This window comes from Microbacter sp. GSS18 (assembly GCA_029319145.1).
GTDB lineage: Bacteria > Actinomycetota > Actinomycetes > Actinomycetales > Microbacteriaceae > Microbacterium.
Window position 1 is genome coordinate 935,259 of the sequence record CP119753.1, and the last position, 14,417, is coordinate 949,675.

Below are 14,417 nucleotides of genomic sequence, written 5' to 3' on the forward strand. Positions count from 1 at the left end.
GGAGCCGGTTCAGCCGGCGACCGGCTCGATGAGCGACGGATCGTTGTTGCGCACGTTGCCGACCGCACGCGATACCTCGTGGTGCGCGAGGGTCTCGGCCACGGCCGGCGCCGCGTCGATCGCCGCGTCGAGGACGTCGCGGACGTTGTCCGTCGTCGGGTCCAGCCACGCATCGGCGTGGTCGGGATCCATGAACAGCGGCATGCGATCGTGGATGGATCCCAGGGGGCCGATCGCGTCCCGCGTGAGGATCGTGAAACTCAGCAGCCAGCGTTCCGGATCGTCGTCGCCGCGCTCCGGATCGCGCCACCACTCGTACAGGCCGCCGAACAGCAGCGGGGACCCGTCGGCGGGGTGGATGTAGTGGGGGATCTTCTGCCCGGCGACCGCGGACCATTCGTAGTAGCCCGACGCGGGCACGATGGCACGCCGCTTGTGGAGTGCCGAGCGGAACATGGGCTTGTCCTCGAGCTCCTCGGAACGGGCGTTGAAGGCGCGCGCGCCGATCTTGACGTCCTTCGCCCACGGCGGGACGAGGCCCCAGCGGGCGGCCTCGAGACGCCGCGTGGGGGGCTCGGACTTGGCGGAGTCCAGGACGATCGCCGCGCGATCGGTGGGGGCGATGTTGAACGACGGGGCGGGCAGATCGTCGCCCTCGACGTCGACCCGCAGGACGCCCACGAGTTCGTTTCCGACTTCGGCAACCACGAATCGTCCGCACACGCCGCCAGCATAGGCGGTGGCTCCGACAGCGTCAGGACGTCAGGATGCCGACGTCCTCGAGCCGGTCCACCAGACCCGCACCGTCCGACTCGGTCACCCACGGCACCGTCGCCGCCGTGTGGTCGTCGACGGCGGTGCGGCCTCCTGCGAGCACCGCTTCGGCGGGGGAGAGGCGGCGGATGGCGACGCCGGCGACGTTGGCGGGGTGCTCCCTGGCGAAAGTCGTGTACAGGTCGTCGTCGTGCTGGCCGTCGTCGCCGATGAGCAGCCACGTCACGTCGGGGAACTCGCGTGCGAGGCGCCGCAGGTTCGTCGCCTTGTGGATGCGTCCGCTCCGGAACCAGCGCTCGTGCGTGGGCCCCCAGTCGGTCAGGAGCATCGCCCCCGGCGGGAACAGATGCCGCCGCAGGAAGCGCACCAGGGTCGGGGCGACGTTCCACGCGCCGGTCGACAGATAGACGACGGGGCACCCCGGGTTCTCGCGGACGATCCGCTCGAGCAGAACCGCCATGCCGGGTACCGGCTGCCTGGCGTGCTCGTTGACCACGAACGAGTTCCACGCCGCCAGGAGCGGGCGCGGCAGCGCGGTGACCATCACCGTGTCGTCGACATCCGACACGACCCCCAGACGCTTGCCCGGTGGCACGACGAAGGTGCGCGACTCGACCTCGTCGCCGTCCTCGACCGACATCGTGAACGTCTGCCAGCCCGGCTCGAGCTTCGCGGGCAGCACCGCGTCGATCACGCCGCCGCGATCGGCCACCACTTCGTGCGTGACCCCGGCGATCGTCACCGAGACCTGCGCATAGCCGATCGGGATCGCGGCGAAGCTCCGCCAGCCGCGGACGCCCGCGTACTCGCCGGAGCCGTTGCGCCGGCGCGGCGGCACGATGAGCACGCGTCCCAGGACGCGGACCCAGTCGGCGCCGGCGTATCCGGCGAAGGGCGTGATCGTGGGGACGAGTCCGCGGGTGCGCGCGCCGCGCTCTCGCCACGCGTGGAACTGGCGCTCCAGGCGCGCCAGCCACAGTACCTTCGGGGGCTCGGAGATGTCGGTTTCGGGCATCCCCTTCAGTCTTTCACGTCGTCCGGGCGCTCCTGGATCGGAAGCTCGTGCGCCTCGAAGTGCTTGCGCTCGACGCGCTCGATCGCCTTCTTGGCGAGCCAGACCAGGACCAGGAACAGGACGATGATGCCGACGAAGATGTAGCCGGCGAAGTGGAGGCGGTCGGAGAGCTCGCGATAGGTCTCGGCGGCGGCAGCGGCGACCGAGACGTAGACGACCGCCCACAGCACGCATGCGGGAAGCGTCCAGGCCAGGAATCGGCGGTAGCCGTAGCGGCTCATGCCGACCGTGAGCGGCACGAGCGAGTGCAGCACCGGCAGGAACCGCGAGAGGAAGATCGCGATGCCGCCTCGCCGCTCCAGATACCGCTCGGCGCGCTGCCACATCGGCTCGCCGATGCGCCGGCCGAGCGCGGAGCGCTTGATGGTCGGGCCGAGGAGGCGCCCGAGCCAGAAGCCGATCGATTCGCCCGCGAGCGCACCCAGCACCACGACCACGCCGAGGACGACGCCCTCGAGGGGGGATGCCACCGCGGTACCCGCCACGATGACGATCGTGTCGCCCGGCACGATGAGCCCGATCAGGACGCTGGTCTCCAGCATCATCGCGATCCCCGCGAGAACCGTCCGCAGCACGGGGTCGACGCTCTGCACCCCGTCGAGCAGCCAGGTGAGGAACTCGTTCACGTCACGAGCCTAGATCGAGCCGCCAGATCGTAGCCTGGGAAGATGGCGGACGCAGTGGTGGCAGTGGCGCTGCCGGCATGGGTCGAGCCCGCGGTCGCGCACGGACGCCTGTTCGCACGGCGGACGGACGTCTTCTGGCTCGACGCCGGGCCCTCGGCGGCACGCGGATGGAGCTACCTGGGCACGGGGACGGCGGAGTCGGACAACGAGGCTGTGCGCTCGGTCGTGCTCGCCGACGCCGCCGGTGCCGCGCCGTGGCCGGCCGGTCCCTTCCGCGGCGGATGGGTCGGCTGGATCCCCTACGAGGAGGGTGCCGCCGCGGCGGGGGCGCAGGTCCTCGCGGCCCCCGCCGGCGGCGTGGGCGAGCGGTGGATCCGCGCCGAGGAGTGGCTCGCGTTCGATCATGCGGGCGGGCGCGTGTGGGCCGTCGCATCCGCGGGCCGGGCGCGCGGGCTGGCAGAAGAGGCGGCGGGACTGCCCGCCCGCGACGGCGCCGCGGCACCGCGGCACGGCGTCGCGCCGCAGCCGGCGACGTCGGCCCGTCACCGGCCGGACGAGTACGCCGCGCTCATCGAGGCGTGCCGAGACGCCATCCGCGAGGGCGACGCGTATCAGCTGTGCCTGACCACGCGGTTCTCGGTGCCCGGCGCGCACGACCCGGACGAGGTCTTCGCACGCCTGAGGACGGCGCACCCCGCGCCCTTCGGCGCGCTCATCCGCTCCGACGGGGACGCGCTGGTCAGTGCCAGCCCCGAGAGCTTCCTGCGCGTGCGCAGCGGCAGGGTCTCGACGTCGCCGATCAAGGGCACCCGGCGCCGCGGGGCGACCGACGCCGAGGATGCGCGCCTCGTCGAGGAGCTCGTGTCGGACCCGAAGGAGCGGGCCGAGAACGTCATGATCGTCGATCTCATGCGCAACGACCTGTCGCGCGTCTGCCTCGCCGGCACCGTCGCCGTCGAGAGGCTGTTCGAGGTCGAGACGCATCCCGCCGTCCACCAGCTCGTCAGCGTCGTCGCGGGCGCGCTGGAGCCGGGGACCACGGTCGGCGGACTGCTGGACGCGGCGTTCCCTGCGGGCAGCATGACCGGCACGCCGAAGCTGGCGGCGATGAACCTGCTCCGCGGCCTCGAACAGGCCCCGCGCGGCGTGTACTCGGGCTGCTTCGGCTGGGTGGGCCGCGACGGCTCGGTCGATCTCGGGATGGTGATCCGCTCGATCGTCTTCGGCGCGGACGGGGCCTCGGTGGGGGCGGGCGGCGGGATCACGTGGCGGTCGGTGGCCCGCGCCGAGGTCGCCGAGGTCGCGCTGAAGGCCCGGGGGCCGCTCGCCGCCCTCGGAGCGCGGCTTCCGGACGCCTGGCTGGAGGTGGGTGTCGGGTAACCTGGAAGGTGCGCCTTCGCGTGTTCCCCGCACCCCACGATTGGTACCCCACCCGTGAGCCAGACCATGCCCGACACCTCTGCGCCCGCCGACGCCGCCTTCGATCCCCACGCCCTGCAGGCGAAGTGGCAGGAGCGCTGGGAACAGGCCGATCCCTTCCGCGCCGGAGGGGATGACGATGCGCGCCCGCGCAAGTACGTCCTCGCGATGTTCCCCTACCCGTCGGGTGACCTCCACATGGGGCACGCCGAGAACTATCTCTACTCCGACATCGTCGCGCGTGCGTGGCGTCACCGCGGCTACAACGTCCTGAACCCGATCGGTTGGGACTCGTTCGGCCTGCCCGCCGAGAACGCGGCGATCAAGCGCGGCGCGGACCCCCGCGAGTGGACCTACGCCAACATCGCACAGCAGGCCGAGGGCTTCCGCGCCTACGGCGTGTCGTTCGACTGGAGCCGCGTGCTGCGCACGAGCGACCCCGAGTACTACCGGTGGAATCAGTGGCTGTTCCAGCGGATGGCCGAGCGCGGACTGGCCTACCGCAAGGAGAGCCCGGTCAACTGGTGCACCAACGACCAGACCGTGCTCGCCAATGAGCAGGTCGTCGATGGGCACTGCGAGCGCTGCGGCGCCGAGGTCGTGAAGAAGAAGCTCACGCAGTGGTACTTCAAGATCACCGACTACGCCGACCGTCTGCTCGACGACCTGAACCAGCTCGAGGGGTTCTGGCCGCAGAAGGTCATCCAGATGCAGCGCAACTGGATCGGCCGCTCGGTCGGCGCCGACATCGACTTCGAGATCGAGGGACGCGACGAGAAGGTCACGGTCTTCTCCACGCGCCCCGACACGCTGCACGGTGCGACGTTCTTCGTCGTCGCGCCCGACAGCGACCTGGCCGCCGAGCTGGTGGCCGGCGGCTCCGCCGAGGTGCAGGAGCGGTTCCGCACCTACCTGGACTCCGTGCAGCGCGAGACCGACATCGAGCGCCAGAGCACCGATCGCCCCAAGACCGGCGTGTTCCTGGAGCGCTGGGCCGTGAACCCCGTCAACGGCGAGCGCCTGCCGATCTGGGCGGCCGACTACGTCCTCGCCGAGTACGGTCACGGCGCCGTCATGGCGGTGCCCGCTCACGATCAGCGCGATCTTGACTTCGCGCGCGCGTTCGACCTGCCGGTGAAGGTCGTCGTGGACACGACCGCGCCGATCACCGGTGCGATCCCGGTCATCGAGCTCGACGACAACGGCGACCCCATCGATCCGGCACTCGGCGGCGACGGTCTGGACGACATCGACCCGTCGCGCACCGGCGTCGCCCTGACGGGTGAAGGGCGCATGGTCAACTCGGGCGCCCTGGACGGCCTGTCCAAGCGCAACGCGATCGCTCGCATGATCGACATCCTCGAGACGGCCGGGGCCGGGCGTGCGGCCAAGACGTACCGGCTGCGCGACTGGCTGATCTCGCGCCAGCGCTTCTGGGGAACGCCCATTCCCATGGTGCACACCGAGGACGGGCGCATCGTGCCCGTCCCGGACGAGCAGCTGCCGCTGGTCCTGCCCGACGCCAAGGGCCTGGACCTCACGCCCAAGGGCACGTCGCCCCTCGGGGGCGCGGGGGAGTGGATGGCCACCGTCGACCCCGAGACCGGCGAGCCGGCGCTGCGCGACCCCGACACGATGGACACGTTCGTCGACAGCTCGTGGTACTTCCTGCGCTTCCTGGCGCCGGGCAGCGCCACCGAGCCGTTCCCGGTCCGCGAGGCTGCCAAGTGGGCTCCCGTGGACTTCTACATCGGCGGCGTCGAGCACGCGATCCTGCACCTGCTGTACGCCCGATTCGTCACGAAGGTCCTGTGCGACATGGGCCTGGTGGACTTCACCGAGCCCTTCACGAACCTCATCAACCAGGGCATGGTGATCCTCGGCGGCGCCAAGATGTCCAAGAGCAAGGGCAACCTGGTGCTGTTCCAGGAGGAGCTGGACGCTCACGGCGCCGACGCGCTGCGCGTCGCCCTCGCGTTCGCGGGCCCCGTCGAGGACGACAAGGACTGGAACGACGTCTCGACGACCGGCGCGCAGAAGTTCCTGGCGCGTGCGCTGCGCGTCGCGGCGGATGTCACGAGCGGTCCCGACGCGGTGTGGGCCGAGGGCGACGCGTCGCTTCGGCGCGTCACGCACCGTCTGCTGGCCGACGTCGCAGGACTCATCGACCAGACGAAGTTCAACGTCGTCGTCGCACGCCTCATGGAGCTGGTCAACGCGACGCGCAAGGCGATCGACTCCGGCGCCGGCGCCGCGGACCCCGCCGTGCGCGAGGCCGCCGAGGCGACCGCCATGATCCTGGATCTCGTCGCGCCGCACACGGCGGAGGAGATGTGGGAGATGCTCGGCTACCCGCCCTTCGTGGGACTCGTGCCGTGGCGCAACCCCGACCCGACCCTCCTGGTCGAGGAGTCGGTGACTGCGGTGGTCCAGATCGACGGCAAGGTCCGCGCGACGATGCAGGTTCCGGCGCGCATCGACTCCGACGAGCTGGAGCGCCTCGCGCGCGCCGATGAGCGCGTGCTCCGCTCGCTCGGCGATCGGCCGATCGTGCGTGCGATCGTCCGGGCCCCGAAGGTCGTCAGCTTCAGCACCCGCTGAGTCTCCTCCCCAACCGCATCTCGCCGAGGGCGATCCACCGATCGCCTGCGGCGGGACCGGCGGGGGTAGGCGCCCGCCGTAGCGTGCGGGCGTGGACAACGATTCCGGGGCCGCGCCTCCGCACGCACGTCGTCGCCTGGGCGTCGGCGCCGCCGTGGCGCTGGTGCTCGCGGCGCTGACCGTGACGGTGGTCGTCGGCGTCGTCCGCTCGGCGTTCGTCCCGGTGGCCGAGTTCGACGCCCCCGAGGCGACGCCGGGGGACGCGGTCGCTCCCGTGGGCGTCTACGTGCATGTCTCCGGCGCCGTCGCCCAGCCGGGACTGTACGTCCTGGACTCCGGATCCCGCGTCGTCGACGCCGTCGCCGCAGCGGGCGGGCTCGCCGCCGACGCCGACCCCGACGGTGTGAATCTGGCGCGATCGGTCTCCGACGGCGAGCAGCTGCGCGTGCCGCGCGAGGGCGAAGCCGACACGGGGTCGGGGCACGCCGGGGTGGACCCCGACGGCCGGGTCGACCTGAACACGGCGGACGTCGCCGCGCTCGAGACCCTGCCGCGTGTCGGGCCCGCGCTCGCCCAGCGGATCATCGAGTGGCGCGAGGCCAACGGCGGCTTCACGAGCGTCGACGACCTGCTGGCGGTCTCGGGGTTCGGGGAGAAGATGGTCGCGTCGCTGCGTGACCTCGTCACGGTGTGATCCGCGCGTGCGCGTCCATCGTCTGATCCCGGCGGCCGCGCTGGCGTGGGTCGCCGCCGCGATCTGCACCGCCTGGACGGCGTGGGCGCTCCCCGTGGCGATCGGCGGGTGGTGCGCCGCAGGGGGCGCCGCGGGCGCCGCGGTGCTCGCGGCGCGCGCGGGCCCTCGTCGCGCGTGGGCGATCGCCGCGCTTTCGCTTGCGCTGGCGGCGGCCGCGGCGACGCAGGTCGCCGCCGTCGCTCCCGGGCGCGACGCCATCGGCGACCTGCCGGTCTACGGCGGGCGCCCGGTCGTGGTCACGGCGACGGTCGCGGGCAAGGTCGAGCCGTGGGGCGAGGACTCCCGTGCCTTCGACGCCGTCGTCTCCCGCGTCGACTCCGGCGAGCGGTCGTTCGCCGTGGGCGCCCGCGCGGTCGTGACGGTGAGCCGGGGCGCCGCGGATGCCGCGACCTCGCTGGACGTCGGCGCCGTGGTGCGCGTCCCGGGCACCCTGAGGCCGCTCTCGGGGCCCGACCGGGCCGTGCTGGAGGTCGCCGGCGACGAGACGATCACCGTCGTGCGCGCGCCGCGGGGTTTCCTCGCCGTCCTGTCGGGCCTGCGCAGCGGACTGACGGCACGCGCGGCGGCGCTGCCGGGGGCGGGGGCGGAGCTCATCCCCGGGCTTGCGGTCGGCGACACCGGGGCGGTGAGCGCGGACCTGGACCGCGCGATGAAGACGTCGTCGCTGTCGCACCTGACCGCCGTGTCGGGCGCCAACTGCGCACTCGTGGTGGGGCTCGCGTACGCGCTGCTGTCCGCCGTCTCCGCGCCGCGCTGGGGCCGGGTCGCCGGCGGGGCGCTGGCCCTCGCGGGGTTCGTGTGCCTGGTCACCCCGGAGCCGAGCGTCGTGCGGGCCGCGACGATGGCGGCCATCGCGATGCTGTCCGCGCTCACCGGCCGCGGCGCGGCGGGGGTATCGATCCTGTCGCTCGCGGTCGCGCTCGTGCTGGCGGTCGATCCCTGGCTGGCCGCGTCGCTCGGGTTCGCCCTCTCGGTCGCCGCGACGGCGGCGCTCCTCGTCCTCGCGCGACCGCTGGGGCACTCGCTCGAGCGGAGTCTCCCGCGAGTCCTCGCGTGGCTGCTGGCGGTGCCGGCGGCGGCGCAGATCGCGTGCGGCCCGCTCATCGTGCTGATCGACCCCAACGTCTCGGCCTACGGGATCGTGGCGAATCTGCTGGCCGCCCCCGCCGCGCCCGCTGCCACCGTGCTGGGGCTCCTGGCCTGCCTGGCCGCCCCGCTGCCGCTTCTGGCCGACGGTCTGGCGGCGCTGGCGTGGGTGCCGGCGACGTGGGTCGCCGTGACGGCTCAGACCTTCGCGGGCCTTCCGGGGAGCACCTTGGCGTGGTTGAGCGGGATACCCGGCGCACTGGGGCTCGCCCTGGCGGGGGCGATCGTGGTCGTGGCCGCCGTTCCCCTCGGGCGCGCGCGTGCGGCGCGTGCGATCCGGGCGGCGGCGGTCGTCGCCGTGCTGGGCGGCCTGGGGGCCGTGGCCGGGGCCTCGGCGCTGGCGGCCTGGGGCGCTCGAGCGGGTGTGCCGGCCGCGTGGCGCATGTTCGTGTGCGATGTCGGCCAGGGGGACGCCCTGCTGCTGCGTTCGGAGGGTGCCGTCGCCCTCGTCGACACCGGAGAGGATCCCCGGGCTCTCGGGACCTGTCTGCGGCTGGCCGGTGTCACAGCGATCGACATGCTCGTCCTGACGCACTTCGACGCCGACCACGCCGGGGCGGCGGAGTCGCTGGCAGGGCGGGTCGGGTTCGTGCTGCACGGCCCGGTCGACGACCGCGGCCGCAGGACACTCGCGGCCCTGGCCGCCGGGGGAGCGCGGCACAGCGAGGCCGCCGCCGGCATGAGCGGTCGCCTGGGAGCCGCGCATTGGCGCGTGCTGTGGCCACGGGCCGGTTCGCGGGTGTTCGGCGCGGGCAACGACGCGAGCGTCGTCCTCGACGTCCGGGGCGGCGGGCTGCCGCCGGCCGTGCTCCTGGGCGATCTGTCCGCCGCACCGCAGGGCGCGCTCGCCCGCTCGGGCGCGCTCGGCGGCCCCGCCGTGGTCGTGAAGGTGGCGCACCACGGCAGCGCCGATCAGGATGCCGCCCTCTACGAGCTGATCGGCGCACCGGTCGGCGTCGTGTCGGTCGGTGCGGGCAACCCCCACGGTCACCCGCGGGCCGCTGCGCTCGACCTGCTCGAGGAGCTCGGGGTGCGCGTGCTCCGCACCGACCGGCTCGGCGCCCTCGCCCTGTGGGAGGAGGGCGGACGCGTTCGCGTCTGGAGCGAGCGCGGCGAGGTCGGTGCCCCTGGCTAGGCTGGTCATATGGCACCCTCCCCGCGTCGACGCACGCCGGCCGCGTCCCGCTCCGCGATCCCGCAGCTGTCGTGGCGGTCGCCGCAGCCGGCTCCCGTCGTGCTGGTGTCCGGACCAGAAGAGGTGTGCGCTGAGCGCGCCATGACCGGCATCCGCGACTACCTGCGCGCCGAGGACGCGAGTCTCGAGGTGTCGGATCTGCGAGCCGACGACTACGAGCCGGGGTCGCTGCTCGCACTGACGTCGCCGAGCCTGTTCGGCGAGCCACGGCTCGTGCGGATCACGGGCGTCGAGAAGTGCTCGGACGCGTTCCTGACCGAGGCGATCGCCTACCTCGATACGCCGCAGGAGGGCGCGACGGTCGTGCTCCGCCACACGGGTGCGAGCGTGCGCGGCAAGAAGCTCCTCGAGGCGGTGCGCGCCGGCACCGGCGGCGGCGTCGAGGTGCCGTGCCCGGCGCTCAAGCGCGACAGCGATCGGTACGACTTCGCCGCCGAGGAGTTCACCTCGGTCGGACGACGCATCGCCCCGGCCGCCCTGCGGGCGCTGGTCTCGGCGTTCTCGGACGACCTCACCGAGCTCGCCGCAGCCTGCCAGCAGCTGATCGCAGACGTCCCGGGCGACATCGGCGAGCAGATCGTCCAGCGCTACTACGGCGGCCGCGTCGAGATCTCGGCGTTCACCGTCGCCGACACCGCCATCGCCGGTCGCTACGGCGACGCGCTGGTGGCCCTGCGCCACGCCCTCGCGTCGGGCGCGGATCCCGTTCCGATGGTGGCGGCGATCGCGTCCAAGCTGCGCACCATGGCGCGCGTCGCCGGCAGCCGCGAGCCGTCGCGCGCCCTCGCGGCCCGCCTCGGGCTCAAGGACTGGCAGGTCGACCGCGCGCGGCGCGATCTCGCCGGCTGGTCGGATGCGACGCTCGGGATGGCGATCCAGGCGGCGGCACGGGCCGATGCCGAGGTGAAGGGCGGCTCCCGCGATGCGGTCTTCTCGCTCGAGCGCCTCGTCACCGTCGTCGCGACCAGATCCGCCTACGCAGCGGGCTGACGGGCCGCTTCGGCGCACAGAGACGACGAAGGCCCGCCCCCTGCGGGACGGGCCTTCGTCAGAGAAGTGGGGCTCAGAGGCCCGAGACCTGCTTCGCGATCGCCGACTTGCGGTTCGCGGCCTGGTTCTTGTGGATGACGCCCTTGCTCACGGCCTTGTCGAGCTTCTTGGCGGCCGAGGTGAGGGCCTTCTCGGCGGCGGCCTTGTCGCCGGCTGCCACGGCCGCGCGGGTGCGACGCACCGCGGTCTTCAGCTCGCTCTTGACGGCCTTGTTGCGCTCGTGGGCCTTCTCGTTGGTCTTGTTGCGCTTGATCTGCGACTTGATGTTCGCCACGTGTCGACGTTCTTTCGTTCTGAGGTGATCGATGGAAGGTGCCGGGTGGCAGGAGAGGGATGCCGCACGGCGGTCGTGAGGGAGAACCCACACGCAAGCCAAACAAGGATTCTATCAGGTCTGTCGAACCGTTGCGATCGCGAGGTCGAGGAGCGCGTTGAACACGCGTGGTCGCATCGCCGTGACGAGGTGCGTCGTGCGCGGGACGACGATGAGCTCGGCCTGCGGCGCCTCGCGGGCGAAGAGCCGCTCGTTCACGCGCAGCTGATCGTATTGGCCGTTGATGAACCACAGCGGAACATCGATCCGGCGCAGCGCCGTCAGGAGGTCGAGCACCGACAGGCTGCGCAGGGCGTCGTCCTGGGCGTCGTACGCGTAGCCGCCCGCGCCGAAGTCACTGCGCGTCTCCGCCGGGAGGGTCCGATCGAGCACCCGATCGGTCATCCACTGCCCGCGTCCGGGGAGCGCGTCGAATCCGCGCGCCAGCAGCCGGTAGGCGGCCAGGCCCGCGCCGCGGGGGATCGCCGTGCACGACGCGGCGATGAAGGCGGCGACCGGCGGCGGATCGGAGGCGCCGACGTACTCGATCGAGAGCAGGCCGCCCATCGAATGGCCCGCCAGCAGGACCGGTCCGCGACGAGCGGCATCGCGCACCGCCGCGTCGATCGTCGCGAACGCGCCCTCGAGCGTGAAGAGCTCGTCGCGCCGCCGGCCGTGGCCGGGCAGATCGACCGCCGCGACCGCCGTTCCCTGCTCGTGCAGGTGGGCGACCTGCGAGCGCCACATCGTGGCGGACGTGCGGATGCCGTGGACGAGGACCACCTGCACGCTCACACCTCCACCGTACGTCCGAGGCGCCGCGGGCGGCGCGGACGGCCCCGCCTCGGTGAGCCGGGCGGGACGGCGGGGTCACAGGCGGGCACCGGTAGACTTCTGCGGACATGTCACCGCGCGCCCTCACTTCGCTCGAGCCCGCTGCCACGCCCGCCGAGCGCATCCGCAATTTCTGCATCATCGCCCACATCGACCACGGGAAGTCGACCCTGGCCGACCGCATGCTGCAGATCACCGGCGTGGTCTCCGATCGTGACATGCGCGCGCAGTACCTCGACCGCATGGACATCGAGCGCGAGCGCGGCATCACGATCAAGTCGCAGGCCGTGCGCATGCCCTGGGCCACCGTTGAGGGCACCTTCGCACTGAACATGATCGACACGCCCGGCCACGTCGACTTCACCTACGAGGTCAGCAGGTCGCTCGCCGCGTGCGAGGGAGCGATCCTCCTCGTCGACGCCGCACAGGGCATCGAAGCGCAGACGCTCGCGAACCTCTATCTCGCGCTCGAGAACGATCTGCAGATCATCCCGGTGCTGAACAAGATCGACCTGCCCGCGGCCGACCCCGAGAAGTACGCCGCCGAGCTGGCGAACCTCATCGGAGGCGAGCCCGAGGACGTCCTCCGCGTCAGCGGCAAGACGGGACTCGGTGTCGAGGACCTGCTCGATCGCATCGTCGACCGCATCCCGGCGCCCGTCGGCGATGCGACCGCCCCCGCCCGCGCGATGATCTTCGACTCCGTCTACGACTCGTACCGCGGCGTGGTGACGTACGTGCGCATGGTCGACGGCAAGCTCGAGCCGCGCGAGCGCATCCAGATGATGTCGACGAAGGCCACGCACGACCTCCTCGAGATCGGCGTCTCCAGCCCCGAGCCGATCCCCACCAGGGGACTGGGCGTCGGCGAGGTCGGCTATCTCATCACCGGTGTGAAGGACGTGCGCCAGTCCAAGGTCGGCGACACCATCACGACCCACCGCAAGCCCGCCCAGGACCCGCTTCCGGGCTACACCGACCCCAAGCCGATGGTCTTCTCGGGCATCTACCCGATCGACGGGAGCGACTACGCCGACCTGCGCGAGGCCCTCGACAAGCTGAAGCTCTCGGACGCCTCGCTCCAGTACGAGCCCGAGACCTCGGTCGCGCTGGGGTTCGGCTTCCGCTGCGGCTTCCTGGGACTGCTGCACCTCGAGATCATCACCGAGCGCCTGTCGCGGGAGTTCGGCCTCGACCTCATCACCACGGCCCCGTCTGTGACGTACGAGGTCACGACCGACACGGGCGAGACAGTCACGGTCACCAACCCGAGCGAGTACCCCGACGGCCGGGTCGCCGAGGTGTCCGAGCCCGTCGTCAAGGTGGGGATCCTGCTCCCCAAGGACTACGTCGGCACCGTGATGGAGCTGTGCCAGTCGCGGCGCGGGTCGCTCCAGGGCATGGACTACCTCAGCGAGGACCGGGTCGAGCTGCGCTACAGCATGCCCCTCGGCGAGATCGTCTTCGACTTCTTCGACCAGCTGAAGTCCAAGACGCAGGGCTACGCCAGCCTCGACTACGAGCCGTCCGGTTCGCAGACGGCCGACCTGGTCAAGGTCGACATCCTGCTCCAGGGCGAGAAGGTGGACGCCTTCAGCTCGATCGTGCACCGCGAGAAGGCCTACGCGTACGGCACGCTGATGACCGAGCGGCTGCGCAAGCTCATTCCCCGTCAGCAGTTCGAAGTCCCCATCCAGGCGGCGATCGGCGCGCGCATCATCGCCCGCGAGAACATCCGCGCCATCCGCAAGGACGTGCTGGCCAAGTGCTACGGCGGTGACATCACCCGCAAGCGCAAGCTCCTCGAGAAGCAGAAGGAGGGCAAGAAGCGCATGAAGATGGTGGGTCGCGTCGAGGTCCCCCAGGAGGCGTTCATCGCGGCGCTGTCGGGGGACGTCGAGGGCAAGGACAAGAAGTAGCAGGCGGCGGCCGGCGCCTCACACCGAGCGTGCAGGGGCCGCCACTAGGGTGGACATCATGCGTCGCGGGACCTTCAAGGACGAGACGGTCGACTATGCAGCGGTCGGCGCCACTCAGGCGCCCGACCTCATGCACTACCCGCCCGAGCGAAGCATCCCCGCGCAGGAATCCTGGCGGATCGGCAGCGGCGAGGCACGCTTCCACACGGCATCGGAGTCTCTGCTGTCGTGGGGCGCCCAGCGCGGCGCGGGCCTGACGGTCCTCGACGTCCGTCCCGCATCCGGACCCATGTACTCCGGCGTGAGCTTCGCCGACGACGGCACCCCGATCGCCCCGAGCCGCAGCGAGGCGGATCTCCGCTACGACGAGAACGGCACCCCCTACGTCGCCGCCGGCGCGACGGTCTCGCTCGCAGGACGCGTGCGCGGTTACCGCGCAGACGCCGACCTGCGCGTGATCCTCGCCGTCGAGGAGCCGCGTCGGGTCGGCTTCGCCCTCGGCACGGTCTCGGGTTCGGTCGTCAGCGGCGAGGAGTCGTTCATGCTCGACTGGCGCGACAACGACGAGGTCTGGTTCACCGTGCGCGCCTTCGACGCGCCCACCGGTCTGCTGTACCGGATGCTGCCCGCGCTCGTCCGGCGACGTCGCCGCGAGCTGTTCACCGGGTACCTGCGCGCGATCTCGCCGCTGTACGCGACTCCGTCCTGACC

General features: G+C 72.0%; 12 protein-coding genes. 7 read left to right on the top strand and 5 right to left on the bottom strand.

The window, feature by feature from the left end:
- Positions 1–9: 9 nt before the first annotated feature.
- The 3 genes from P0L94_04460 to P0L94_04470 are packed head-to-tail and all read right to left on the bottom strand — an operon-like array spanning position 10 to position 2,475.
- Entirely contained in the window at positions 10–708 is a 699-nt protein-coding gene (locus tag P0L94_04460) for an SOS response-associated peptidase (protein ID WES65326.1), read from the bottom strand.
- Between the two features lie 46 nt (positions 709–754).
- Positions 755–1,789 (bottom strand): DUF2183 domain-containing protein, encoded by a 1,035-nt coding sequence (locus P0L94_04465; protein ID WES65327.1) that lies wholly within the window; start codon positions 1,787–1,789, stop codon positions 755–757.
- 5 nt (positions 1,790–1,794) lie between these two features.
- A complete protein-coding gene (locus P0L94_04470; protein WES65328.1) occupies positions 1,795–2,475 on the bottom strand; it encodes a DedA family protein in 681 nt (226 codons plus the stop codon).
- A 42-nt stretch (positions 2,476–2,517) separates the two neighbouring features.
- On the opposite strand from P0L94_04470, the gene P0L94_04475 reads away from it, so the two are divergent.
- The 5 genes from P0L94_04475 to P0L94_04495 all read left to right on the top strand — a co-directional run bounded on the left by P0L94_04475 (position 2,518) and on the right by P0L94_04495 (position 10,580).
- Positions 2,518–3,855 carry an anthranilate synthase component I family protein gene (locus P0L94_04475; GenBank protein ID WES65329.1) on the top strand — a complete coding sequence of 446 codons (1,338 nt, stop codon included), beginning with the start codon at positions 2,518–2,520 and terminating at the stop codon, positions 3,853–3,855.
- Positions 3,856–3,921: 66 nt separating this feature from the next.
- The gene (leuS, locus tag P0L94_04480; protein WES65330.1) at positions 3,922–6,495 is read left to right on the top strand and encodes a leucine--tRNA ligase; all 2,574 of its coding nucleotides are present in this window, start codon (positions 3,922–3,924) and stop codon (positions 6,493–6,495) included.
- Between the two features lie 91 nt (positions 6,496–6,586).
- Positions 6,587–7,189: a ComEA family DNA-binding protein gene (locus P0L94_04485; protein WES65331.1), complete on the top strand. Its 603-nt coding sequence runs from the start codon at positions 6,587–6,589 to the stop codon at positions 7,187–7,189.
- A 7-nt stretch (positions 7,190–7,196) separates the two neighbouring features.
- Positions 7,197–9,530: a ComEC/Rec2 family competence protein gene (locus P0L94_04490; GenBank protein WES65332.1), complete on the top strand. Its 2,334-nt coding sequence runs from the start codon at positions 7,197–7,199 to the stop codon at positions 9,528–9,530.
- A 9-nt stretch (positions 9,531–9,539) separates the two neighbouring features.
- Entirely contained in the window at positions 9,540–10,580 is a 1,041-nt protein-coding gene (locus P0L94_04495) for a hypothetical protein (protein ID WES65333.1), read from the top strand.
- A gap of 73 nt (positions 10,581–10,653) precedes the next feature.
- Here the strand turns inward: P0L94_04495 and rpsT are convergent, their stop codons facing one another.
- Together rpsT and P0L94_04505 are read right to left on the bottom strand one after the other, a co-directional pair.
- Positions 10,654–10,914 (bottom strand): 30S ribosomal protein S20, encoded by a 261-nt coding sequence (rpsT, locus tag P0L94_04500; protein WES65334.1) that lies wholly within the window; start codon positions 10,912–10,914, stop codon positions 10,654–10,656.
- Between the two features lie 114 nt (positions 10,915–11,028).
- Positions 11,029–11,748 carry an alpha/beta hydrolase gene (locus P0L94_04505; GenBank protein ID WES65335.1) on the bottom strand — a complete coding sequence of 240 codons (720 nt, stop codon included), beginning with the start codon at positions 11,746–11,748 and terminating at the stop codon, positions 11,029–11,031.
- Between the two features lie 107 nt (positions 11,749–11,855).
- Between P0L94_04505 and lepA the strand changes: the two genes are divergently transcribed.
- Together lepA and P0L94_04515 are read left to right on the top strand one after the other, a co-directional pair.
- On the top strand, positions 11,856–13,706 hold the full coding sequence (gene lepA / locus P0L94_04510) for a translation elongation factor 4 (GenBank protein ID WES65336.1): 1,851 nt from the start codon (positions 11,856–11,858) through the stop codon (positions 13,704–13,706).
- Between the two features lie 58 nt (positions 13,707–13,764).
- Entirely contained in the window at positions 13,765–14,415 is a 651-nt protein-coding gene (locus tag P0L94_04515; GenBank protein WES65337.1) for a DUF1990 family protein, read from the top strand.
- The last annotated feature ends 2 nt before the right edge of the window (positions 14,416–14,417 follow it).